We start from the raw sequence: 22,067 nt of genomic DNA on the forward strand, positions 1-22,067 counted from the left end.
CGCGCAAGGAAAAATCCAAAAGTCTGCTCAGGACGTTAAGTCACAAGCCCAGACATGTTACAGAGTTATCAAATATAGCATCTTAATGTTACGTTTTACTTGCCTCGAATCGGCGATAGGCTTAACACCGACCCAACGGTCGGCTTATTCAGCCAACAGATCAGGAGACGCGCTCACCATGGATGCATTCATCTGCGATGCCACCCGCACCCCCATTGGCCGCTACGGCGGCGCCCTATCCCAGGTTCGCACCGATGATTTGGCGGCCGCGCCAATCGCCGCGCTGGCCGCCCGCAATCCGCAGGTCGATTGGGCCAGCATCGATGATGTGATCTTTGGCGATGCCAACCAGGCTGGCGAAAGCAATCGCAATGTGGCCCGTATGGCCGCCCTGCTGGCCGGCCTGCCCGTGGATGTGCCCGGCACCACAATCAACCGGCTCTGCGCCTCTGGCATGGATGCGGTTGGCATGGCCTCCCGTGGGATCCGCGCAGGCGATTATGACATGGCCATCGCAGGCGGGGTCGAAAGCATGAGCCGGGCGCCCTTTGTCATGCCCAAGGCCACATCCGCCTTTACCCGCGCCAATGCCGTTTATGACACCACTATCGGCTGGCGCTTTGTGAACAAGAAAATGCAGGCGCTGTATGGCACCGACTCGATGCCACAGACCGCAGATAATGTCGCCGCCGATTATGGCATCAACCGCGCCGACCAGGATGCCTTTGCCGCCCGCAGCCAGGCCCGTTGGGCCGCCGCGCATGCCGCAGGTGTCTTTGGCGATGAGATCACGCCTGTATCTGTGCCCCAGCGCAAGGGCGAGGCGCTGATCGTCGACACCGATGAACACCCCCGCCCCGGCACAGACGCTGACAAACTCGCCAAGCTGAAGGGCGTCAATGGCCCTGATCTGACAGTGACTGCCGGCAATGCCTCGGGCGTCAATGATGGTGCCGCCGCTATCTTGATGGCGAACGAGGCCGCCGCCGCCAAGAACGGGCTGAAGCCCATGGCCCGCATCGTCGGCATGGCCGCCGCCGGGGTTGAACCCCGTATCATGGGCATCGGCCCGGTGCCCGCCACCCGCAAGGTCCTGGCCCGCACTGGCCTGACCATCGAACAGATGGATGTGATAGAATTGAACGAGGCCTTTGCGAGTCAAGGCCTGGCGACCCTTCGGGAACTTGGAATTGCCGATGACGCCCCCCATGTTAACCCCAATGGTGGCGCCATCGCCCTTGGCCATCCGCTCGGCATGTCCGGTGCCCGTCTGGTGCTGACCGCCGCCTATCAGTTGCAACGCACCGGCGGGCGCTACGCGCTCTGCACCATGTGCGTTGGTGTCGGTCAGGGCACCGCCCTGATCCTGGAACGCGTCTAAGCCAGTAACCCCAACCGGGAGGAGCAAGTCATGTATGCACAGATGGTCAAATCCGAAGCCTCAACGGATGATCCGGAAAAGCTGGCCGCCTTTCAGGCCCGCATTGATGCCGGCGAAAAGATCGAGCCCAAGGACTGGATGCCTGCGGGCTATCGCAAGACCCTGATCCGCCAGATCGGTCAGCACGCCCATTCGGAAATTGTCGGCCAGCTGCCCGAAGGCAACTGGATCACCCGCGCGCCGACACTGGAACGCAAGGCGATCCTGCTGGCCAAGGTGCAGGACGAGGCTGGCCACGGTCTCTATCTCTATTGTGCCGCAGAAACGCTGGGCGTATCGCGCGATGAGCTGACCGAGATGCTGCTGGATGGGCGGATGAAATACTCCTCCATCTTCAACTATCCAACCCTGAACTGGGCCGATATGGGCGCGGTGGGCTGGTTGGTGGATGGCGCGGCCATTTTGAACCAGGTGCCGCTGCAACGGACCTCCTTTGGTCCCTATTCGCGCGCCATGATCCGGGTCTGCAAAGAAGAGAGCTTCCATGCGCGCCAGGGCTTTGATGTGATCCGCAAGATGGCCAATGGCACACCCGCGCAAAAGAAAATGGCACAGGACGCGCTCAACCGGCTGTGGTTCCCGGCTCTGATGATGTTTGGGCCGTCAGATGCCGATTCCGTGCACTCGACCCAGTCGATGGCCTGGAAGATCAAGATGAACACCAATGACGAGCTGCGCCAGAAATTCGTCGACCAGACAGTGCCGCAGATCGAATTCTTGGGGCTCGATCTGCCAGACGCTGGCATCAAATGGAACGAAGAGCGCGGTCACTATGACTATTCCGATCCCGATTGGGACGAATTCTTTGATGTGATCCAGGGCAATGGCCCCTGCAACACCGACCGGCTCGCAGCGCGCAACAAAGCCTGGCAAGACGGCCAGTGGGTGCGCGATGGCTTGCTGGCCCATGCCCGCAAGACGGCCGCCCGCAAGGTCGCCGCCGAGTAAACAACCGCCTCCCTGCCCCTCGCGCAGGACCGCACAGCCAGGAGAACTGAGCTATGAAAAACGAATGGCCCCTCTGGGAAGTCTTCATCCGTGGCCAGCATGGTCTAAGCCACCGTCACGTCGGCAGCCTGCATGCGCCGGATGCGGAAATGGCGATCAAGAATGCCCGCGATGTCTATACCCGCCGCAATGAGGGCGTGTCGATCTGGGTGGTCGAAGCCAACCATATCGCCGCCTCTTCGCCCAGCGACAAGGGTCCGCTGTATGAACCTTCCGAGAGCAAGGTCTACCGTCACCCCACGTTCTTTGACATCCCCGATGAAGTGGGGGCAATGTAATGGCCGCGACGCTTACGCAAGATGAGGCCCTGTTCCAGTTCCTGCTGCGCATGGGCGACAACACCCTGATCCTGGGGCACCGGGTCAGCGAATGGTGCGGCCATGCGCCGGTGCTGGAAGAAGATATTGCCCTGGCCAATACCGCACTGGATCTGATTGGTCAGACCCAGATGTGGCTGGGCCTCGCCGGAGAGGTGCAGGGCGCAGGCAAATCCGCTGACGATCTGGCGTTTCTGCGTGATGTCTGGGATTTTCGCAATGTGCTGCTGGTCGAGGTTCCAAACGAGGATTTTGGCCGCACCCTGATGCGCCAGTTCCTGTTTGATGCCTGGCATTCGATCCAGCTGGGCCATCTGATGAAATCTTCAGATCCGCGCATCGCCGCCATTGCCGCAAAGACCTCGAAAGAGGTGGCCTACCACCTGGAGCGCTCTGCCGATACGGTTGTGGGACTGGGCGACGGTACCGAGGAAAGCCATGGTTTCATGCAGGCGGCTCTGGACTACCTCTGGCCCTATGTCGGCGAAATGTTCACATCAGACGCTGTCGATGCGGCCATGGTCGACGCGGGCATCGCACCGGATCCGGCCGCCTTGCGCAGCGATTATGACGCGCTGATCCTGCGGGTTCTGGGGGATGCAACGCTGACCGTTCCCGACAGCCGCTTCGCCCATAAGGGGGGGCGCACCGGCGCCATGCATACCGAACACCTGGGGCATCTGTTGACCCATATGCAATGGCTGCAACGCGCCTATCCCGGCGCCAGCTGGTAGATCGAAAGTGAACGCATAGGGCAGCGCATGTCCGCGGGCGGAAGCAAATCGCCCGCCGTTTTGCCGGGGGCAAACCTCCGGCTTGGCAGGGGTGGACGGGTGCTGCCCGACCTATCGGTCGGGTGGGCATATCCAAGGATGGATCGCATGAATCAAGTCTTCGAAAAACCAAGCACAGACCAGATCTGGGAATGGCTCGACGCGGTGCCAGACCCGGAAATCCCGGTGATCAGCCTGGTCGATCTGGGCATCATTCGCGGCGTTGAATGGCAAGACGACACGCTTGTGGTCTCTGTCACGCCGACCTATTCCGGCTGCCCGGCAACGGCGATCATCAATCTTGATATCGAAACCGCGCTGCGGGACCGAGGGATCGACAAGATCCAGCTGAAAACCCAGATTTCACCCGCCTGGACCACCGACTGGATGTCCCAGAAGGGCCGCGCCAAGCTGGAAGACTATGGCATTGCGCCGCCCCAGGCGGCGGGTGGCCCGGAACGCTGCCCCAATTGCCAAAGCAAGAATGTCACCCGTGTGAGCCAGTTCGGCTCTACCCCCTGTAAGGCACACTGGCGTTGCCAGGACTGTCTTGAACCCTTTGATTATTTCAAGTGCATCTGAGGAGAGCTCCATGGCGCGCTTCCACCAACTCGACGTTACCGATGTCCGCAAAACTATCCGCGATGCGGTTGTCGTCTCGCTGAAACCCAGCGCAGACGCCGAAGGCGACTTTGATTTCACCCAAGGCCAGTACCTGACCTTTCGTCGCGATTTTGACGGCGAAGAACTGCGACGCAGCTATTCGATCTGTGCAGGCAAAGACGACGGCATCCTGCAGGTTGGCATCAAACGGGTGGATGGCGGAGCCTTTTCGACCTGGGCCAATACCGAACTGAAGCCAGGCGACAAGATCGAAGCCATGCCGCCCATGGGCAGTTTCTTTACGCCGCTGGATGCGGCAAGCCATAAAAACTATCTTGGCTTTGCTGGTGGGTCTGGTGTCACCCCGGTGCTGTCGATCCTGAAAACCACCCTCGCAGCCGAGCCAAACGCATCCTTCACGCTGGTCTACGCCAACCGGGGCGTCAATACGATCATGTTCCGCGAAGAGCTGGAAGATCTGAAAAACCTGTATATGGGGCGGTTCAACGTCATCCATATTCTGGAATCCGACGCCCAGGACATTGATCTGTTCACCGGCTTGGTCACGCAGGAAAAATGCGCGCAGCTGTTTGAGAACTGGATTGACATCAAATCGGTCGACACCGCCTTCATTTGTGGCCCCGAGCCCATGATGCTCGGCATCGCCGCTGCCCTGCGCGACGCCGGGCTGGAGGAAGCGCAGATCAAGTTTGAGCTGTTTGCCAGCGCCCAGCCAGGGCGGGCCAAACGCAAGGCCAACGGCGGCACTGCAGCCAGCCGCGACAATCAGACAAGCGCCGCCATCACCCTGGATGGCGCCACCCAGACCGTGCAGATGGGCAAGGACACAACGCTGCTGGATGCGGCGCTGGAAAACGCCATGGACGCGCCCTACGCCTGCAAGGCCGGGGTCTGCTCCACCTGTCGCTGCAAGGTGATCGAGGGCGAGGTAGAGATGGTCGCCAACCATGCGCTTGAAGATTACGAGGTCGAGAAGGGCTATGTCCTGTCCTGCCAGGCCTTTCCAGTGACCGATAAGGTTGTTGTCGATTACGATCAATAACGCGTTCAATAGGGAGGGAGACCCAATGGCCGAAGACATGAGCATCGAAAGCTACCTGGCCCAGGGCGGCATGCTGAGCAATCCTGCCAATGTGCCGCCGCGCTACCGTGCGGCGCTGTTGAAACTGATGGCAACCTTCGTGGACAGCGAACTGGCCGGCGCGGCGGGTTTCGCCGAGGTGATAAACCAGGGCCCCGGCATCAAGGCGCGCATTGCAGCCGCCAAAATCGTGATGGAAAAGAGCGGTAATGCCGACCGGGTGCTGGCCATCATGGGAACCTTTGGCGCCGATACCAAACGCTATGCCGATCATCACCCCTGGACCGCCCGGCTGGCGCGCAGCGCCGATATCGGCCAGCGTCGCTCGGATCATGATATGCGGCTGGCGGTCTTCAACTACCCGCTGCAGGGCTGGGACGATGCGGTGGTGATGAACCTGTTGATGGGGCGCGCCGTCACACTGCAACTGGCTGAGTTTTCGCTGATCTCCTATCAGCCCCTGGCCGAAGCCTTTCGCGCTGTAGCCCCGGTCGAAGCCCATCATGCCGATCTCGCCGAAAAGGGGCTGGCCTGGCGGATCAAGACCAACGGCCCAGCCGGGCTACAAGACAGTATCGACTATTGGTGGCCACGGGTCGCCGCCAGTTTTGGCACCGAAGACTCTGCCGCCTTTGAAGGCCTGCAAGCCCTTGGCCTGCGCCGCACCCCCAATGAGGTGCTCAAGACCCGCTGGCAGGCAGAAGCCGGTGCTCTGGTGACACAGCTGGGCCTCACACCGCCCGCCGCATAGCGGTGCCATAGCTCTGGCCCGCCTGCCCCTTGATGGCCCCTTCAACGGGGCAGAGATATGGCAGGCGGGGCGGAAAAAAGGTCTGGCCCTCTGACCTTCTAATGCCTAGTTTTGCAGCACATACTGACGGGGGAAAGACCATGGCCATAAGCAAAACCATTCGCACCTATTTTCAGGGAAGCTGGCATGACGGCGATCTGGCGGTGCTCAAGGCGGCGGATCACGCCATGTGGCTGGGCTCCTCCGTGTTTGACGGGGCGCGCCTTTTTGAGGGCATGACCCCGGATCTGGATCTGCACTGCGCCCGGACCAATGCCTCGGCCGAGGCCCTGATGATGACACCCACCATTCAGACCAGCGATATGGTCGAAATCGCGCTGGAAGGCCTGAAAGGGTTTGCCCCCGGCGCGGCGGTCTATATTCGCCCGATGTACTGGGCCACAAATGGCGATGCCACGCTGATCGCTCCGGCAGCAGACAGCACCGAATTTGCGCTCTGCCTGGAAGAAATCCCCATGGCCCCGGCAGAGGCGAGCGCAACCCTGACCCGCACCCAGTTCCGCAGACCGCTGCTGGAAAACGCCGTGGTCAACGCCAAGGCCGGCTGCCTCTATCCCAACAATGCCCGGATGTTGCGCGAAGCCCGCAACAAGGGTTTCAGCAATGCGCTGGCCCTGGATACCATGGGCAATGTGGCGGAAACAGCCACTGCCAACATCTTTATGGTGCGCGATGGTGAGGTCTTTACCCCGATCGCAAATGGCACTTTTCTGGCCGGGATCACCCGCGCACGCCATATCGCCAACCTGCGGGCAGACGGCGTCACCGTGCATGAAACCGTGCTTGGCTATCAGGATTTTGAAGACGCGGATGAAGTCTTCATGTCTGGCAATATGAGCAAGGTAACCCCCGTGACCGCCTTTGACAGCTGCAGCTATCCGGTGGGGCCAGTGGCAAAACGCACCCGTGCGCTGTACTGGGACTGGGCCGCCAGCAATAGCTGACAGGGGGCGCGACAGGCTTCTGTGTCATGGCTATTGTTGCGCAGCCCCGATTGCGGCATGATCCCTGCCAGATCAACCAGAGGCTAAACATGCGCAAATTCCTTGTTGTACTTGATGACAGCCGTGAATGTCTGAATGCCATGCGCTTTGCCGCCATGCGCGCAGCAAAGACCGGCGGAGGTGTCGCCATCCTGTCCGTCATCCCACCGGATGAGTTCAATCACTGGATTGGCGTCGGAGAAGTCATGCGTGAAGAGGCGCGGGAACGCATTCACGCCCATTTTGAAGTCTTCGCCAAATGGATGCGGGATCGGCAGGGGGTAGACCCTGAACTGATCATCCGCGAAGGCGAAGCCGTGCCTGAAATCATGGCCCAGATCGAAGCCGATACCGAAATTGGCGTGCTGGTTCTGGGGGCGGGGAACGACCGCAAAGGCCCCGGCCCGCTGGTTACCCAGCTCAGCAAATCCTCGGGCAGCCTACAGGTGCCAATCACCATCGTGCCCGGCGATCTGTCGAAAGACCGCCTGGATGCCATCACCTAAGCGCCGCAACCACTGGTCGCGGCCTTGGCCTGGGCGGGCTGTGACATGCTGGCGGGCGTAGGGGAAAAAGCACTTGCCAGGCGGCGCCTACAAACTTAGAATAATTCTAAACCTTGACTTGATGCCCCTCGGGGCGCATATCGACCAGATAATTCTTGGAGGCCCCAATGTTTATTCAGACCGAATCCACGCCCAATCCGGCGACGCTGAAATTCCTGCCGGGTCAGACCGTTCTGGACGCAGGAACCGCTGATTTCCCCAGCGCCGACACCGCCGGCAGCTCGCCGCTGGCGACGCGCATCTTTGCTGTCTCGGGCGTGAACGGCGTCTTCTTTGGCAATGATTTTGTCACTGTAACCAAAGCGGATACCGTGGAGTGGGACCATATCAAACCCGCCATCCTGGGCGCCATCATGGAGCACTATCAATCCGGCCAACCCATTGTGGATGCAGGCGGCGAACAGGCCTCTGGCCATGCAGAACACAGCGGTGAGAACGGCGAAATCGTCGACCAGATCAAAGAATTGCTGGACAGCCGCGTGCGCCCTGCCGTGGCCCAGGATGGCGGGGATATCACCTTCCACGGCTTTGATCGCGGTGTTGTTTACCTGCATATGCAGGGGGCCTGCGCGGGCTGCCCTTCGTCGACCTTGACGCTGAAAATGGGCATCGAAAACCTGTTGCGCCACTATATTCCCGAAGTCACCGAAGTGCGCCCCGTCGCCGTTTGACCTGTCGCCGTTTGACCTGGTGTCGCCTGATCGGGCCATCGGGAGATCAGGCACTGCCGAACAGCTGCGGACCACTGGCGCGCAACCTGAAAGGAAAATCGGATGGGCCCCAAGCCCCTGATTCTTGGCTTTGACACCTCGGCCGCGCATTGCGCGGCCGCTTTGCTGCAAGGTGATGTGGTGCTGGCAGAACGTTTTGAAGCCCACACACGCGGCCAGGCAGAACGGTTGATGCCGCTGATCGAAGAGATCCTAACCGAGACGGGCCAGAGCTGGTCCGACCTGGATGCCATCGGGGTTGGGGTCGGACCTGGAAACTTCACTGGCATCCGCATTGCAGTTTCTGCCGCCCGTGGTCTTGCTCTGGGGCTGGAGGTGCCTGCAATTGGCGTCTCGGGGTTTGACGCCCGTGCGCGTAGCGGCAGCCTGGCAGCGGTGCCCGCGCCCCGTGGCCAGGTCTACGCCCAACTGCCCGGCGAGAATGCGCCGCGTCTGATGCCCGAGACAGAGGCCGAAGACGCCGCCCGCAGCGCCGGGCTGAGCTTCGCGCCTGAGGCTTCTCCCGCAGGCTTGGCGCAGCAGATCGCAAAACAGGCCTGCCGCCGCTATCTGGCACATCTAGAGACCGATACCCTGACCGAGATCGCCCCCCCTGCACCGCTGTATCTGCGCGCCGCCGATGCGGCCCCGGCCCGCGATGTGCCACCGCAATTGATTGATGGCTGATCCGCTGACCCCACAGCAGATGGCGCAGATCCATGCTGCCGCCTTCACCCAATCGCGCCCTTGGTCGCAAGCGGAATTCACCGCCCTGCTGGACAGCCCGCTGGTGCTGGCCTGTGGTGATGCCCGCGCCTTTGCCCTGGTGCGGCTTGTCGCGGATGAAGCCGAGCTGCTGACCCTTGCCACCCACCCGGCGCATCAACGCCAGGGGCTGGGCCGCGCCGTGATGCAAACCTGGCAGGCCCAGGCCAAGCTGCGCGGCGCAACAGAGAGCTTCCTGGAAGTGGCCGCCGACAATGCCCCGGCGCTCTCGCTGTACGAAAGCGAGGGATTCGCCGTCTGCGGCCGACGCCGGGGTTATTATCCGCGCAGAAATGGCACTTCGGTCGACGCGATCGTGATGCAAAGAGGGTTACGTTAGGCAAGCCGCACGGATTTCGCACCGATTGGTCAAAAAGCGGTTGACCCCCTACCTGCGCAAAGGGCTAAATTGCCACACCTTTTTATAACACACCCTGTGGGGCCAATCAGGTCTGCTCTGGCGGACCGCAACGGGCCACCGTGCGGAATAACAAACCGGGAGTACCTTTATGACGCTGATGAAATCCCTGATGGGCGCAGCTGCGACGCTGGCTCTGACTGCGGGCGCTGCCCTGGCCGAACCTGCGCTGATCTTTGATCTGGGCGGCAAGTTCGACAAGAGCTTTAACGAAGCGGCCTTTGGCGGTGCTCAGCGGTGGGCCGAGGAAACCGGCGGCTCGTTCCGCGAAATTGAACTCCAGTCCGAAGCCCAGCGGGAACAAGCGCTGCGCCGCTTTGCAGAGGCTGGTGCCAACCCCATCGTCACCATGGGCTTTGGCATGGCCGATCCGCTCAGCTCGGTTGCGCCGGACTATCCTGACACCAAATTCGTCGTGATCGACGTAACCTGGCTGGATGTCCCCAATATCCGTCAGGTTGGCTTTGCCGAACACGAAGGCTCTTATCTGGTTGGCATGATGGCGGCGATGGCCTCCAAGACCGACACGGTTGGCTTTGTTGGCGGCATGGATGTGCCCCTGATCCGCCACTTTGGCTGTGGCTACGCCCAGGGCGTCAAGGCGGTGAACCCCGATGCAAAGATCATTGCCAACATGACCGGCACCACACCTGCCGCCTGGAATGACCCGGTCAAAGGCTCTGAACTGACCAAGGCGCAGATCAGCCAGGGCGCTGATGTGATCTATGCCGCCGCTGGCGGGACTGGCGTTGGCGTGCTGCAAACTGCTGCGGACGAAAACATCCTGTCGATCGGCGTCGACAGCAACCAGAACCACCTGCACCCAGGCAAGGTCCTGACTTCGATGCTGAAACGCGTCGACGTCGCCGTCTATGATGCGATGATCGCAGGCGAAGCCGTCGAGACTGGTGTCTTCTCCATGGGTCTGGCCGACGATGGCGTCGGCTATGCGCTGGATGAATATAACGCAGACCTGATCACCGATGAAATGAAGGCCGCCGTTGACGCCGCGCGCCAGAAGATCATCGACGGCGAGATTGAAGTTGTCTCTTACTATGCCGACAACAGCTGCCCTGCGCTGAAGTTCTAAGCAAAGACCCCAGGCCATGACAATGTGTCTTCATACCTTGTTTTCGGCCTGGGGTCCCCCATCGCCTGATGCGCCTGCCATCCAGTGGCAGGCGGCAATTGGGTTCAACATCAATTCCTCTGATCGAAACGCGCCGATGCCCAAGCCGGGGCAGCTGGCTGTGTCTTTGGCCATGGATCCCGCCAATGCGGCGCGACATCCTGCATCCAAACGATGCCCCATGATCGGATTTTCACGCATGGGAGAGCCCGATTGACTGCCCCCGCCATCGAACTCAAAGGGATTTCAAAATCCTTTGGCCCGGTTCAAGCAAACAAAGATATCTCCATCCGCGTCGCCCCCGGTACCATCCACGGTATAATCGGGGAGAATGGCGCTGGAAAATCCACCCTGATGAGCATCCTCTACGGCTTTTACAAAGCCGATAAGGGGGAGATCTGGATCAACGGCAACCGCACCGAAATCCCCGACAGCCAGGCCGCTATCGCAGCGGGCATCGGCATGGTATTTCAGCACTTCAAGCTGGTGGAAAACTTCACCGTGCTGGAAAACATTGTGCTAGGTGCCGAAGACGGCGGCTTGTTGATGCCATCGCTGTCCAAGGCCCGCAAGATCCTCAAAGAGCTTGCCGCCGAATATGAACTGCATGTCGACCCGGACAAGCGCATTGATGAAATCGGCGTGGGCATGCAGCAGCGGGTAGAGATCCTCAAGGCGCTGTATCGTCAGGCCGACATCCTGATCCTGGATGAGCCAACCGGGGTGCTGACCCCGCCCGAGGCCGACCAGCTGTTTCGCATTCTGGACCGGCTGCGGGCCGAGGGCAAAACCATCATCCTGATCACCCACAAGCTGCGCGAAATCATGGATGCCACCGACACCGTTTCCGTCATGCGGCGTGGTCAGATGACTGCCACGGTTAAAACAGCCGAGACCAGCCCAGAACATCTGGCCGAGCTGATGGTAGGCCGCAAGGTGTTGCTGCGGGTTGATAAAGTACCTGCCAAACCCGGCAAACCGATCCTGGAAATCGAACAGCTACGCGTGGTGGACGAGGCTGGCGTCGAGCGCCTCAAGGGGATCGACCTGACCCTGCGCGCCGGGGAAATCATGGGCATCGCAGGGGTCGCAGGCAATGGCCAGTCGGAACTGCTAGAGGTGCTGGGCGGTATGCGCAGCGGCGAAGGTGCGATCCGGCTCAACGGGGTGGATCTGCCGCTGCAGGGGGCCGGATCTGATGCCCGTGCCCGCCGCGCCGCGCATGTGGCACATGTGCCGGAAGATCGGCAAAGCGAGGGGCTGATCATGGGCTTTCATGCCTGGGAAAACGTCGCCTTTGGCTACCACCACGCGCCGGAATACCAAAAAGGGCTATTGATGAACAACGCCGCCCTGCGCGCCGATACCGAGGCGAAGATGGCCAAGTTTGACGTCCGCCCCCCGGATCCCTGGCTTGACGCCAAGAGCTTTTCTGGCGGCAACCAGCAGAAAATCGTGGTCGCCCGCGAGATTGAGCGCAACCCGGATCTGCTGCTGATTGGTCAGCCCACCCGTGGCGTCGACATTGGTGCCATTGAATTCATTCACAAACAAATCGTCGCGCTGCGCGATCAGGGCAAGGCGATCCTGCTGGTCTCGGTCGAGCTGGAAGAGATCCTGTCGCTGGCCGACCGCGTTGCGGTGATGTTTGATGGCAGGATCATGGGCGAACGTGCCGTCGACCAAACCGATGAGAAAGAGCTGGGCCTGATGATGGCCGGTGTCGCGGGGGAGGCGGCGTAAATGGAAAAAATGCCTAAATGGGCCGATGTCGTGCTTATCCCCTTGATCAGCCTGCTGCTGGCTGCCGGCCTTTCGGCGCTGGTGATCCTTGCGATTGGCGAAGACCCTGCTGCGGCGGTCAAGCTCATGGTTGATGGGGCGCTTGGCTCCAGCTATGGCTGGGGCTACACGCTGTATTACGCCACCAACTTCATGTTCACGGGCTTGGCGGTTGCAGTTGCAGCCCATGCCGGATTGTTCAATATCGGCGGCGAAGGTCAGGCCATGCTTGGTGGGTTGGGCGTCGCGCTGATCTGCCTGTTCATTCCCTGGCCGCACTGGACGCTGGCGCTGCTGTTTGCCACCCTGGGTGCAGGCCTGTTTGGTGCTGCCTGGGCGGCCATCCCGGCCTATCTGCAAGCCAAACGCGGCAGTCACATCGTCATCACCACCATCATGTTCAACTTCATCGCCGCTGCGGTACTGAACTATGTGCTGGTAAACGTGCTGAAGCCCCCCAGTTCGATGGATCCGGCCTCGGCCCGGTTCAGTGATACGATACATCTGCCCACGCTGCATGAATTGCTGACGCCGCTTGGCATTGCCTTTTCAAAATCGGCCCCTGCCAATGTCAGCCTGCTGGTGGCCATTGCCGCCTGCCTGGCGGTCTGGCTGCTGATCTGGCGCACCCCGCTGGGGTTTGAAATCCGCGCCTTTGGCAAATCCGAGGCAGGCGCCCGCTACGCCGGGATTTCACCAGTGAAAATCACCATCATCACCATGATGATCTCGGGCGCATTGGCCGGAATGATGGCAATCAATAACGTCATGGGCGAGGCCGAGCGCCTGGTGCTCAACGCGACAGAAGGCGCCGGCTTCATCGGCATCGCCGTCGCCTTGATGGGGCGCAACCACCCCTTTGGCGTCTTTCTGGCCGCGATCCTGTTTGGCTTTCTCTATCAGGGCGGCGCTGAACTGGCACTCTGGACCAATATCCCGCGCGAACTGATCGTGGTGATCCAGGCGCTTGTCATCCTGTTCACCGGGGCGTTGGACAATATGGTGCGCATCCCGCTTGAACGGATCTTCCTGGCCCTGCGCAAGGAGAGCAACTGATGGATTTCATCACTCTGATTCAGGTGCTGGACAGCACCGTCCGCCTGGCCACGCCGCTGTTGCTGGCCTGTCTTGCCGGGCTCTATTCGGAACGGGCCGGTATTTTTGATATTGGCCTGGAAGGCAAGATGTTGATGGCGGCGTTCTTCTCTGCGGCTGTTGCTGCGGTGACTGGCAATGTCTGGCTGGGCCTTCTGGCCGGGATCGCCGCATCAATGCTGCTTTCGGCGCTGCATGGGCTTGCCTCGATCACCTTTCGTGGAAATCAGCTGATTTCCGGCGTGGCCATCAACTTTCTTGCCGCAGGTTTGACCGTGTTGATCGCGCAGGATTGGTTCAAACAGGGCGGGCGCACGCCCTCGCTGCTGACCGAGGGTCGCTTTGGCCCCCTCACCTTTCCCTTTGCCGACAGTCTGCGCGATGTGCCGATATTTGGCCCGATCTATTCCGAACTGCTCTCGGGGCATTCCATCCTGGTCTATCTGGCATTTCTGGCAGTGCCCGCAACTTGGTGGATCCTCTACCGGACCCGCTTTGGCCTGCGCCTGCGCGCGGTGGGGGAAAACCCGGCTGCGGTGGATACCGCTGGCGTTTCCGTCATTGGACTGCGCTTTGCCGCCGTTGCCATCTGTGGCCTGCTCTGCGGTATTGCCGGCGCCTATCTGGCCACCGCGCTGCAGGCGGGCTTTGTCAAAGATATGACTGCCGGGCGCGGTTTTATCGCCCTGGCGGCGCTGATCTTTGCCAAATGGCGGCCCTGGCAGGCGATGGGGGCCTGTCTGCTGTTTGGTCTGCTGCAGGCCGTGGCCCTACGGTTCCAGAATATCGAACTGGGCTCTGTGACCATCCCGGTGCAGGTGATGGACGCCCTGCCCTATATCCTGACCGTGGTGATTCTGGCGGGGTTTGTCGGCAAGGCAATCCCACCGCGATCTGGTGGCGAACCCTATGTGAAAGAGCGCTAAGCCGCCCTGTCTGATACAATTTGCAAGGCCCGCACCACCCCTGGTTGCGGGCCTTTTATTTACCCTGCCGATCGCCCCTTCCCCAATGCGTGCAGAGTCGGGGATAGGTCCAGTTTCCTTTTTAAAATCAGTCCTGCCTGCTGCAAAGCGGCATCCTCAGTTGATTTTTTTGTGGCCCTGCGCTCTAACCTATGTATGCAAGTCTATCTTCCCATCGCCGAAGTTTCGGGCAACGCCTTCCTCCTGCTCAGCGCTGGCGGCATCGTGGGCATTCTTTCCGGCATGTTTGGCGTGGGTGGCGGCTTTTTGTTGACCCCCATATTGTTTTTCATCGGCATCCCGCCTGCGGTTGCCGTCGCTACGGGTGCCAACCAGATCGTTGCGTCTTCTTTTTCTGGTGTGCTGGCGCATTTCCGAAGGCGAACGGTTGATGTCAAGATGGGCATGGTTCTGCAGGCGGGCGGCCTGGTCGGCGCCGCTGTCGGGGTATTGGTGTTCAACTATCTCAAGAGCCTCGGCCAGGTCGACCTATTGGTCACCCTCTTCTATGTCGTCTTCCTTGGGATTGTTGGCAGCCTCATGTTCATTGAGAGCCTCAATGCCATTTTCAAATCCCGACGTGCCGGCGGTGCCAAGACCCTGCGGCGTCAACGCGGCTGGGTACATGCCCTGCCCTTCAAGATGCGGTTTCGCACCTCCGGCCTCTATATTTCAGTTATTCCGCCAATTCTGGTTGGTCTTCTGGTTGGCATCCTGACCGCCATCATGGGGGTGGGCGGTGGCTTCATCATGGTGCCCGCCATGATCTACATTCTGGGGATGCCAACAAAGGTGGTTGTCGGCACCTCGCTGTTTCAGATCATTCTTGTCACTGCCTTCACCACAATGCTGCACGCCACGACCAATCAGACCGTCGATATCGTGCTGGCAGTACTGCTGCTGATCGGCGGCGTCGTCGGGGCACAGATTGGCACCCGCATTGGCGTCTATCTCAAGGCCGAACAGCTGCGCATTCTCTTGGCGCTGATGGTCATCTTCGTCTGCGTCAAACTGGGGCTCGACCTATTGCTCATGCCGGATGAACTCTACACGCTTGGCGCCGCCGGGGAGCATTGACCATGATTTCCCGCACTCTCTTGCCTGCGCTGTTTGCCCTGCTCACCCTGGCCACAGCCGGCTATGCCACCCAGGAAGAGGTGGTTCTTGGCCTCAGCCAGGACCGGGTTGCCATCACTGCCAATTTTGACGGCTCTGAAATCTTGATCTTTGGTGCCATCAAACGCGAAACCAAAATCCCCGACGGCCCGCCCCTGCAGGTTATCGTGGCGGTCTCTGGCCCGACCTCGCCGGTCACTGTGCGCCGCAAGGCCAAACGCATGGGGATCTGGGTCAATACCGACAGCGTCCTCGTCGATTCAGCTCCGAGCTTCTATGCCATCGCCACCAGCGCCCCCTTCCGTGAAACGATCACAGATACCGAAGATCTGCGCTATAGGGTCTCTATTGCCCGCGCCATCCGGTCTGTGGGGGCCGCGATGAATATCCGCGACGCCCAGAATTTTGCCAGGGCTGTGGTGCGCATCCGCGAAAAAGAGGGGCTGTATTCCCTGCGTGAAAACACTGTGGCGGTGGATCAGCAAACCCTGTTTCGCACCGCCATTGAAATGCCCGCCGATGTGACCGAGGGACTCTATAGCGCCCGCATCCTCCTGACCCGCGCCGGAGAGGTGATCTCCAGCTTTGAGACCGACATCGATGTGCGCAAGGTCGGACTGGAGCGGTTTCTCTACGGCATGTCGCGCGAACAGCCCTTCCTCTATGGGCTGATGTCGCTGGCCATTGCCATTGTGGCAGGCTGGGGCGCCTCTGCCGCCTTCCGGCTTCTGCGCAACAGCTAGGGGCTGGGGCTCTGGCCCAGTTGCTGGCCTCACTTGTTTGCCGCCGGGTCAAGGGCCGCCTCTGGCGGCCGCGCCTTGGCGCGGTTCACCCTTGAGGCGGCGGCAAATCCACAGATCCTGAAGATGGTCGTGATGCGGCAGACTGCCGCGTCACGACCTCTCAGCAGCACCTGTCTTTTGCGCCGCGCAAGCGCGGCGCCCGGCCCAACGGGCTGACATGCCCGACAGGGCTTTGCAGCTGGGCGGGAGAGCCCTCGGGCCCAAGGCAGGTGCCTAAGGGCGCGTGGCTCAGCCGCGACCGATATAGGGCATTTTGGTGGCCATCACTGTCATGAACTGCACATTGGCCTCTGGTGGCAGCTCTGCCATGTGCAGCACCGAACGGGCGGCGTCTTCCACCGCAAAGCTCTGCATCGGGCTACCTTGCGGATCGGTCACCGCCTGGCGGGCGCTTAGATCTTCAACCATGGGGGTGCGGGCATTGCCGATGTCAATCTGGCCACAGGCAATATCAAAGGCGCGCCCATCCAGGGACAGGCTCCGGGTGAGGCCGGTAATGGCGGATTTTGTCGCCGCATAGGGCGCCGAATTGGGCCGGGGCACCTGGGCGGCAATGGATCCATTGTTGATGATCCGCCCGCCCTGGGGCGACTGCCGCCGCATCTGGCGAAAGGCCGCCCGGGCTGCCAGAAACATGCCGTTAAGGTTCACATTGACGCTGGCATACCAATCTTCCAGCGCGATTTCATCAATGGTGCCAGCCGGGGTAAAGATCCCGGCATTGTTGAACAAGACATCCAGACGCCCGGTCTGCATGACAAAGTGATTGACCGCATGATCCACCGCCGTGGCATCGGTTACATCCGCCGAGAGCACCGTCGCGTTGATATGCCCCAAGGCCACCTCTTCCAGCGCTGATTGACGGCGCGCCAATAACCCCACATGCCAGCCCTTGCTCAGGCATAGCTCTGCCACCGCCCGCCCAATGCCAGAACTGGCCCCAGTGATCAGAATGGACTTTGCCGATATCTCTTGGCTCATAGTGGTGCCTCTTCTTGCATTTCCAGGGTCAAGGCAGCAGCCGGGGCGGCCTTCAGATCATCGACCCGCAGCGGGCCTGTTGGCTTGGACAGGCGGTTGCGCACCACCCAGATCAGGCGTTCCTGCGCTCGCGTGATCGCCACATAGGCCAGACGTTTCCACAGCGGCTGCCCCGCCTCAACCCGGCCCATGCGCGCTGCGGCGTAGATATCCGGTGCAAAGACCTGGGTGGTATCCCACTGAGAACCCTGGGCCTTGTGGATGGTCACCGCCGCCCCATGCAAAAAGGTGGCGCCCATACGGGCCGCATAGGGAATAAAGGGCTCTTCCTCGTCCGGCATTTCAATCTTGACGATCGAAGCGGCGGAAACCTGCGGATCCTCGGCCCCCATCACATGCAGGCGTGAAAACCCCGGCTTGCGCCCCGGCCCAAGATAGACCACCTGCGCCCCCTTGATCAGGCCGCGCGCCTCCAGGTCAAGCCGCTTTTTGCGATGCTTCAGGGGCAATTCAAGACCATCACAGATCAAGGGTTCCCCTTCGGCCAGGGCATCGGCGGGGGCACCATGCACGGCGCGAAAGGCATTGATCAGGCGAATACGGGTGGCATTGCGCCAAACCAGCACCGGGCTGCGCGCCATCAGGTCCACCTCGACCCGGCTGCCCCAGACCACCCGGTCATCACGGGCTGCGGTCTCTTCGATCATGCGCTCGAAATCTTCAAAGCTCAGCGCCGGGTCCGCCAGAGCATGGGCCAGATCCAGAATCGGGTTATCCGCCTCTTGGCGGTGCACCCGATGCAACACCAACTGGCGGGCGGGTGGCAGGGTTTCAAACACCATAGAGCCAGATTGATTGACCGGTGCCAGCTGCGCCGGATCCCCAAAGAGCACCAGATTTGGAAAGATCTCTTTCAGATCTTCAAACTGGCGATCATCCAGCATCGAGGCCTCATCGACAAAACCGATATCAAGCGGATCTTCGCGGCGCTTCCAGCCAGTGATGAAATCAGACCCACGCAGCCCCGCCACTGCCAGGGCACCGGGAATGGATTTATTGGTTGCATAAAAGGCCGCGGCGCGGGCCAGGGCCTCTTCGCTCAGCCCTTCGATTTCTGGCTTTTCGCCATTGCCCGCCAGCCATTCGGCAACCCGTTCATATTCGGGATCATAGACCGGCGTATAAAGGATGCGGTGAATGGTGGTGGCTGGCACCCCGCGCAGGCGCAGCACGCTTGCCGCCTTGTTGGTGGGGGCCAGAATCGCCAGACTGCGGCGACCTGTCTTTTTACGACTTTCGTATTCGCCAGAGACCACCTCGACCCCTGCGCCTTCCAGCGTTTTATACAATTCCGCCAGCAAAAGCGTCTTGCCCGACCCGGCCTTGCCAATCACCGCCATGACCCCTGCCTCGCCCATGGGGGGCTGCAGCAAACCATCCTCAAGATCGACCCCCGCCTGACGCAACAGGGCGGCGACACTGTCAAAGGCAGAGGCCTGATCATCGGAGAATTTTACGGTCAAATCTGTCATGGCGCGACCCTATAACGCCGGGGTCGGCTGCGCCAGCGCAACCGACCCGCAGGCCCCCGATCTTCGCAGCTTGTCAGCCGGCGTGGCGCAGCTGCAAGGGGTTGACCGTAGAACCAAGGGACAGATCAAACCACCGCTGCGAGAGCTGCGGCGAGACCCCTGCCCGCTGCGCCACCCGGTGATAGGCCTGCACATTGTATTCCCACAACCCCAGGCTGATACGGTCGCGCCCGGCCCCCATAGAGTTGATGATTTCCGGACTGAAACCAAGACTGCGATAGATCCGTACCATGCGGCGATCGAACACCCCGGCAAAATGCGGAATGGCCAGGTTGCGCATGATTTCCAACCCCGCCAGCGTCAGCGCCCCAGCAACCGAGCCACTGGCGTCGCGCGACAGGCAAAATCGGGTACATTCCCAGATCAGCGGGCTTGAAATCGGATTGCCGCCGGTAAGTTCTGGAAAGACGTCATTGACCATGACCGGCCCGGTTGTCGGCAAAAACCGCATAGAGCCACCATGGCTGCCATCCGGCATTTCCCAGATAACATAAAGCGGGTTGAGCGCATCGTACTGGTCACGTTCTTCGCCATTGTAATCGACCTGAACGTCCCAGCCCAGCCGGGTTTGAAACTGATCTGCCCGGTCAACAAACATCGCATGTGCCAGTTTGGCATGGGCGTTCAAGTCATCGGCATAGATATAACGAAGCATAGCATTTGTCCCCTTTTGCTAGAAATGCAAGGGGAGTCTACGCGCGCCAAGCGAGTCCCCCCAAGCCACAAGAGAGGTCCGACAGGGCTTCAAGCGCGCAAGCGGTTGAAATCAGGCGTTAGATAATGACCATGCCACAGCTCACCGCGCGCGCAATTGCATGGGTTGTGTTCAATGCCCCCAGCTTAAAGCGCGCACTTTCGATATAGACCCGCAGCGTATGCTCGGAAATCGACAGGGTCTGGGCCACCTGCGCCCGGCTATAACCAATTCCCAGCAGGGTCAGCGCGTCCAATTCGCGCGGCGACAGCGGCTGGGCTTTCTCCGGTGCACGGTCCGGTTCAAACTCCAGCGCCTTGCGGTTCAGGAAATGCCCGATCAATATCAGATCTCGGCTGTGCTGTTCGGTAAACTTATCCCAATGAGCACCATCGCTGTGGTGACTAACCGAGAACAGCGCAAACTGGCCATTGGGGCCACGAATGGGAATCGAATAGCCCTGATTGCCCACCCCGTGTTCCATTGCATCCTTGAAAAATTCGCGGACCGGTTTGGGCGACCAGTCAAGACGACGCCAATCCACCGGGTGAAACCGCTGGTAGCAACCCGTCACAACCGGATCTATGCGCGTGTAGTTCTTCTCCTGATACAGCTGCGTCCACTCTGGCGGGTAGGTGCCAAAATAATAATGGTCCCCGGCGCTGTCGACCCAGTGATACATGGCATGGTCAATCGCAAAAACGGAACAGATTCTATCGATGATCGCCTGCAGCCCAGGCAGGGCTGTGGTTGCCTCCAGTGCCTCGAGTATTTCGTCCAATTCCGTGTTGGTCGCCATCGGTCTAAATGCCCATCATTTGAAAACGGCAGGGCGGTGAAACACACGCCAAATGCCAGGGCAAAGCAAAAGCCGCCCATTCCTGACGTTTTTGCTGCACTAAAAGGGACCAGGTCAACGGAATCCTGCGCGGCCGCTGGTTTTTATACCTGCCCTGCCTCTAAACGATGCCAAGGCGCCGCACTCCCCCGCATAGCAGGAAAGGCGGCGCCCGGTTTCAACCACAGGCCAGATGTTGGCGGCAGGCCAGATCTATCGCGTGGACAGGCCCAACCAGGGTTTCAGCCCTATTTGCCGACCTCCAGCACATCCTCCAACGTGCGCAGCCCGGTCTTGGGTGCCTGAACCAGAACCGACATATTGCCGGGCTTATGTTCATTCCGCAGCATCTTCATATGTGCGCCAGGCAGATCAGCCCAGGCAAAGACTTCGGACATACAAGGATCCAACCGGCGTTCAACCATCAGTTTGTTGGCGGCAGCGGCCTGTTTCAAATGGGCAAAGTGCGAGCCCTGAAGGCGTTTCTGATGCATCCACATATAGCGGACATCAAAGGTCAGGTTGAAGCCGGACGTCCCGGCGCAGATCACCACCATGCCGCCCTTTTTGCACACGAAGGTCGAAACCGGGAAAGTCGCCTCGCCGGGGTGTTCAAACACCATATCGACATTGTTGCCCTTGCCTGTGATGTCCCAGATGGCGGCGCCAAATTTGCGCGCCTCTTTGAACCAGGCGGCATATTCCGGGGTGTTCACGGTGGGCATTTGCCCCCAGCATTTGAAATCCTTGCGGTTCAGCACGCCCTTGGCGCCCAGCCCCATCACGAAATCACGCTTGCTTTCATCTGAAATCACCCCGATGGCATTGGCACCAGCCGTATTGATCAACTGGATCGCATAAGAACCAAGCCCCCCCGAAGCGCCCCAGACCAGCACGTTCTGGCCCGGCTTCAAATCATGGGGTTCATGACCGAACAACATCCGGTAGGCAGTTGCCAGCGTCAGGGTGTAGCAGGCGCTTTCTTCCCAGGTCAGATGCTTGGGCCGCGGCATCAGCTGCTGCGCCTGGACGCGGGTGAACTGCGAAAACGACCCATCCGGTGTTTCATAGCCCCAAATCCGTTGGCTGGGCGAATACATCGGATCGCCACCATTGCATTCTTCGTCGTCGCCATCGTCCTGATTGCAGTGGATCACCACCTCATCGCCGACTTTCCAGCGTTTGACCTTGTCACCAACCGCCCAGACGATGCCCGCCGCATCCGATCCGGCAATGTGATAGGGGGCCTTGTGACCATCAAACGGAGAAATCGGCTTACCCAGCGCGGCCCAGACACCATTGTAGTTAACCCCAGCGGCCATCACCAGAACCAGCACATCATGGCTGTCGATCTCTGGCACCTCCACCACCTCTTGCAACATGGCGCTATCGGGTTCGCCGTGGCGCTCTTTGCGGATGGCCCAAGCGTACATCGACTTGGGGACATATCCCATGGGCGGCATTTCACCGAGCTCATAAAGATCTTTCTCAGGAGCCTCGTAAGACAGCGGTCCGGTCTGTGTGTCCAAAGCCATGGTGGCCTCCATTTCCAAGGGTCATTGCTGCGATGCAGAA

Annotated in this window: 24 protein-coding genes; 19 read left to right on the top strand and 5 right to left on the bottom strand. The window is 60.3% G+C overall.

What is annotated here, in order from left to right; translation table 11 throughout:
- The first annotated feature begins 178 nt into the window (after positions 1–178).
- From pcaF to P2081_RS12500, 19 genes are all read left to right on the top strand, one after another.
- Positions 179–1,381: a 3-oxoadipyl-CoA thiolase gene (pcaF, locus tag P2081_RS12410; RefSeq protein WP_278923188.1), complete on the top strand. Its 1,203-nt coding sequence runs from the start codon at positions 179–181 to the stop codon at positions 1,379–1,381.
- A 30-nt stretch (positions 1,382–1,411) separates the two neighbouring features.
- Entirely contained in the window at positions 1,412–2,389 is a 978-nt protein-coding gene (paaA, locus tag P2081_RS12415; protein ID WP_278923189.1) for a 1,2-phenylacetyl-CoA epoxidase subunit PaaA, read from the top strand.
- Between the two features lie 53 nt (positions 2,390–2,442).
- Positions 2,443–2,727: a 1,2-phenylacetyl-CoA epoxidase subunit PaaB gene (gene paaB, locus P2081_RS12420; RefSeq protein ID WP_278923190.1), complete on the top strand. Its 285-nt coding sequence runs from the start codon at positions 2,443–2,445 to the stop codon at positions 2,725–2,727.
- On the top strand, positions 2,727–3,500 hold the full coding sequence (paaC, locus tag P2081_RS12425; protein ID WP_278923191.1) for a 1,2-phenylacetyl-CoA epoxidase subunit PaaC: 774 nt from the start codon (positions 2,727–2,729) through the stop codon (positions 3,498–3,500). The genes paaB and paaC overlap by 1 nt, the downstream gene beginning before the upstream one ends.
- Before the next feature lie 147 nt (positions 3,501–3,647).
- Positions 3,648–4,121, top strand: a complete 474-nt coding sequence (paaD, locus tag P2081_RS12430) for a 1,2-phenylacetyl-CoA epoxidase subunit PaaD (protein WP_278923192.1) — start codon at positions 3,648–3,650, stop codon at positions 4,119–4,121.
- Between the two features lie 10 nt (positions 4,122–4,131).
- The gene (locus P2081_RS12435) at positions 4,132–5,205 is read left to right on the top strand and encodes a 2Fe-2S iron-sulfur cluster-binding protein (protein WP_278923193.1); all 1,074 of its coding nucleotides are present in this window, start codon (positions 4,132–4,134) and stop codon (positions 5,203–5,205) included.
- A 25-nt stretch (positions 5,206–5,230) separates the two neighbouring features.
- Entirely contained in the window at positions 5,231–5,995 is a 765-nt protein-coding gene (locus P2081_RS12440) for a Phenylacetic acid catabolic protein (RefSeq protein ID WP_278923194.1), read from the top strand.
- 140 nt (positions 5,996–6,135) lie between these two features.
- Positions 6,136–6,999 (top strand): branched-chain amino acid aminotransferase, encoded by an 864-nt coding sequence (locus P2081_RS12445; RefSeq protein ID WP_278923195.1) that lies wholly within the window; start codon positions 6,136–6,138, stop codon positions 6,997–6,999.
- Between the two features lie 89 nt (positions 7,000–7,088).
- Positions 7,089–7,544, top strand: a complete 456-nt coding sequence (locus tag P2081_RS12450) for a universal stress protein (RefSeq protein ID WP_278923196.1) — start codon at positions 7,089–7,091, stop codon at positions 7,542–7,544.
- A gap of 167 nt (positions 7,545–7,711) precedes the next feature.
- Complete coding sequence (locus tag P2081_RS12455; protein ID WP_232403272.1) at positions 7,712–8,275, top strand: NifU family protein; 564 nt, start codon at positions 7,712–7,714, stop codon at positions 8,273–8,275.
- Between the two features lie 102 nt (positions 8,276–8,377).
- Positions 8,378–9,001: a tRNA (adenosine(37)-N6)-threonylcarbamoyltransferase complex dimerization subunit type 1 TsaB gene (gene tsaB / locus P2081_RS12460; protein WP_278923197.1), complete on the top strand. Its 624-nt coding sequence runs from the start codon at positions 8,378–8,380 to the stop codon at positions 8,999–9,001.
- Entirely contained in the window at positions 8,994–9,419 is a 426-nt protein-coding gene (rimI, locus tag P2081_RS12465) for a ribosomal protein S18-alanine N-acetyltransferase (RefSeq protein WP_278923198.1), read from the top strand. The genes tsaB and rimI overlap by 8 nt, the downstream gene beginning before the upstream one ends.
- 169 nt (positions 9,420–9,588) lie before the next feature.
- The gene (locus tag P2081_RS12470) at positions 9,589–10,587 is read left to right on the top strand and encodes a BMP family lipoprotein (protein WP_278923199.1); all 999 of its coding nucleotides are present in this window, start codon (positions 9,589–9,591) and stop codon (positions 10,585–10,587) included.
- A 16-nt stretch (positions 10,588–10,603) separates the two neighbouring features.
- On the top strand, positions 10,604–10,843 hold the full coding sequence (locus tag P2081_RS12475; protein ID WP_278923200.1) for a hypothetical protein: 240 nt from the start codon (positions 10,604–10,606) through the stop codon (positions 10,841–10,843).
- The gene (locus tag P2081_RS12480) at positions 10,840–12,369 is read left to right on the top strand and encodes an ABC transporter ATP-binding protein (RefSeq protein WP_278923201.1); all 1,530 of its coding nucleotides are present in this window, start codon (positions 10,840–10,842) and stop codon (positions 12,367–12,369) included. The genes P2081_RS12475 and P2081_RS12480 overlap by 4 nt, the downstream gene beginning before the upstream one ends.
- Positions 12,370–13,464 carry an ABC transporter permease gene (locus tag P2081_RS12485; RefSeq protein ID WP_278923202.1) on the top strand — a complete coding sequence of 365 codons (1,095 nt, stop codon included), beginning with the start codon at positions 12,370–12,372 and terminating at the stop codon, positions 13,462–13,464. It abuts the gene before it with no gap.
- On the top strand, positions 13,464–14,429 hold the full coding sequence (locus P2081_RS12490) for an ABC transporter permease (protein ID WP_278923203.1): 966 nt from the start codon (positions 13,464–13,466) through the stop codon (positions 14,427–14,429). The genes P2081_RS12485 and P2081_RS12490 overlap by 1 nt, the downstream gene beginning before the upstream one ends.
- A 195-nt stretch (positions 14,430–14,624) precedes the next feature.
- Complete coding sequence (locus P2081_RS12495; protein WP_278923204.1) at positions 14,625–15,545, top strand: sulfite exporter TauE/SafE family protein; 921 nt, start codon at positions 14,625–14,627, stop codon at positions 15,543–15,545.
- A gap of 2 nt (positions 15,546–15,547) precedes the next feature.
- A complete protein-coding gene (locus tag P2081_RS12500; protein ID WP_278923205.1) occupies positions 15,548–16,327 on the top strand; it encodes a TIGR02186 family protein in 780 nt (259 codons plus the stop codon).
- Between the two features lie 288 nt (positions 16,328–16,615).
- On the opposite strand, the gene P2081_RS12505 is transcribed toward P2081_RS12500, so the two are convergent.
- The 5 genes from P2081_RS12505 to ccrA all read right to left on the bottom strand — a co-directional run bounded on the left by P2081_RS12505 (position 16,616) and on the right by ccrA (position 22,027).
- Positions 16,616–17,368: an SDR family oxidoreductase gene (locus P2081_RS12505; protein ID WP_278923206.1), complete on the bottom strand. Its 753-nt coding sequence runs from the start codon at positions 17,366–17,368 to the stop codon at positions 16,616–16,618.
- Positions 17,365–18,900 carry an ATP-dependent DNA helicase gene (locus P2081_RS12510; RefSeq protein ID WP_278923207.1) on the bottom strand — a complete coding sequence of 512 codons (1,536 nt, stop codon included), beginning with the start codon at positions 18,898–18,900 and terminating at the stop codon, positions 17,365–17,367. Before P2081_RS12510 ends, P2081_RS12505 begins: the two co-directional genes overlap by 4 nt.
- A gap of 73 nt (positions 18,901–18,973) precedes the next feature.
- The gene (locus P2081_RS12515; RefSeq protein ID WP_278923208.1) at positions 18,974–19,615 is read right to left on the bottom strand and encodes an acyl-homoserine-lactone synthase; all 642 of its coding nucleotides are present in this window, start codon (positions 19,613–19,615) and stop codon (positions 18,974–18,976) included.
- A 118-nt stretch (positions 19,616–19,733) separates the two neighbouring features.
- Positions 19,734–20,453, bottom strand: a complete 720-nt coding sequence (locus P2081_RS12520) for a helix-turn-helix transcriptional regulator (protein WP_278923209.1) — start codon at positions 20,451–20,453, stop codon at positions 19,734–19,736.
- Between the two features lie 287 nt (positions 20,454–20,740).
- Positions 20,741–22,027, bottom strand: coding sequence for a crotonyl-CoA carboxylase/reductase (ccrA, locus tag P2081_RS12525; protein WP_278923210.1), 1,287 nt, complete (start codon positions 22,025–22,027; stop codon positions 20,741–20,743).
- Positions 22,028–22,067 lie beyond the last annotated feature (40 nt).

It is taken from the genome of Pseudophaeobacter profundi (assembly GCF_029697505.1).
GTDB lineage: Bacteria > Pseudomonadota > Alphaproteobacteria > Rhodobacterales > Rhodobacteraceae > Pseudophaeobacter > Pseudophaeobacter profundi.

What these genes read in the sequence shown, in the direction of transcription:
- pcaF (WP_278923188.1), top strand. Translation starts at nt 179, where the DNA reads ATGGATGCATTCATCTGCGATGCCACCCGCACCCCCATTGGCCGCTAC.
- paaA (WP_278923189.1), top strand. Translation starts at nt 1,412, where the DNA reads ATGTATGCACAGATGGTCAAATCCGAAGCCTCAACGGATGATCCGGAA.
- paaB (WP_278923190.1), top strand. Translation starts at nt 2,443, where the DNA reads ATGAAAAACGAATGGCCCCTCTGGGAAGTCTTCATCCGTGGCCAGCAT.
- paaC (WP_278923191.1), top strand. Translation starts at nt 2,727, where the DNA reads ATGGCCGCGACGCTTACGCAAGATGAGGCCCTGTTCCAGTTCCTGCTG.
- paaD (WP_278923192.1), top strand. Translation starts at nt 3,648, where the DNA reads ATGAATCAAGTCTTCGAAAAACCAAGCACAGACCAGATCTGGGAATGG.
- P2081_RS12435 (WP_278923193.1), top strand. Translation starts at nt 4,132, where the DNA reads ATGGCGCGCTTCCACCAACTCGACGTTACCGATGTCCGCAAAACTATC.
- P2081_RS12440 (WP_278923194.1), top strand. Translation starts at nt 5,231, where the DNA reads ATGGCCGAAGACATGAGCATCGAAAGCTACCTGGCCCAGGGCGGCATG.
- P2081_RS12445 (WP_278923195.1), top strand. Translation starts at nt 6,136, where the DNA reads ATGGCCATAAGCAAAACCATTCGCACCTATTTTCAGGGAAGCTGGCAT.
- P2081_RS12450 (WP_278923196.1), top strand. Translation starts at nt 7,089, where the DNA reads ATGCGCAAATTCCTTGTTGTACTTGATGACAGCCGTGAATGTCTGAAT.
- P2081_RS12455 (WP_232403272.1), top strand. Translation starts at nt 7,712, where the DNA reads ATGTTTATTCAGACCGAATCCACGCCCAATCCGGCGACGCTGAAATTC.
- tsaB (WP_278923197.1), top strand. Translation starts at nt 8,378, where the DNA reads ATGGGCCCCAAGCCCCTGATTCTTGGCTTTGACACCTCGGCCGCGCAT.
- rimI (WP_278923198.1), top strand. Translation starts at nt 8,994, where the DNA reads ATGGCTGATCCGCTGACCCCACAGCAGATGGCGCAGATCCATGCTGCC.
- P2081_RS12470 (WP_278923199.1), top strand. Translation starts at nt 9,589, where the DNA reads ATGACGCTGATGAAATCCCTGATGGGCGCAGCTGCGACGCTGGCTCTG.
- P2081_RS12475 (WP_278923200.1), top strand. Translation starts at nt 10,604, where the DNA reads ATGACAATGTGTCTTCATACCTTGTTTTCGGCCTGGGGTCCCCCATCG.
- P2081_RS12485 (WP_278923202.1), top strand. Translation starts at nt 12,370, where the DNA reads ATGGAAAAAATGCCTAAATGGGCCGATGTCGTGCTTATCCCCTTGATC.
- P2081_RS12490 (WP_278923203.1), top strand. Translation starts at nt 13,464, where the DNA reads ATGGATTTCATCACTCTGATTCAGGTGCTGGACAGCACCGTCCGCCTG.
- P2081_RS12495 (WP_278923204.1), top strand. Translation starts at nt 14,625, where the DNA reads ATGCAAGTCTATCTTCCCATCGCCGAAGTTTCGGGCAACGCCTTCCTC.
- P2081_RS12500 (WP_278923205.1), top strand. Translation starts at nt 15,548, where the DNA reads ATGATTTCCCGCACTCTCTTGCCTGCGCTGTTTGCCCTGCTCACCCTG.
- P2081_RS12505 (WP_278923206.1), bottom strand. Translation starts at nt 17,368, where the DNA reads ATGAGCCAAGAGATATCGGCAAAGTCCATTCTGATCACTGGGGCCAGT.
- P2081_RS12510 (WP_278923207.1), bottom strand. Translation starts at nt 18,900, where the DNA reads ATGACAGATTTGACCGTAAAATTCTCCGATGATCAGGCCTCTGCCTTT.
- P2081_RS12515 (WP_278923208.1), bottom strand. Translation starts at nt 19,615, where the DNA reads ATGCTTCGTTATATCTATGCCGATGACTTGAACGCCCATGCCAAACTG.
- P2081_RS12520 (WP_278923209.1), bottom strand. Translation starts at nt 20,453, where the DNA reads ATGGCGACCAACACGGAATTGGACGAAATACTCGAGGCACTGGAGGCA.
- ccrA (WP_278923210.1), bottom strand. Translation starts at nt 22,027, where the DNA reads ATGGCTTTGGACACACAGACCGGACCGCTGTCTTACGAGGCTCCTGAG.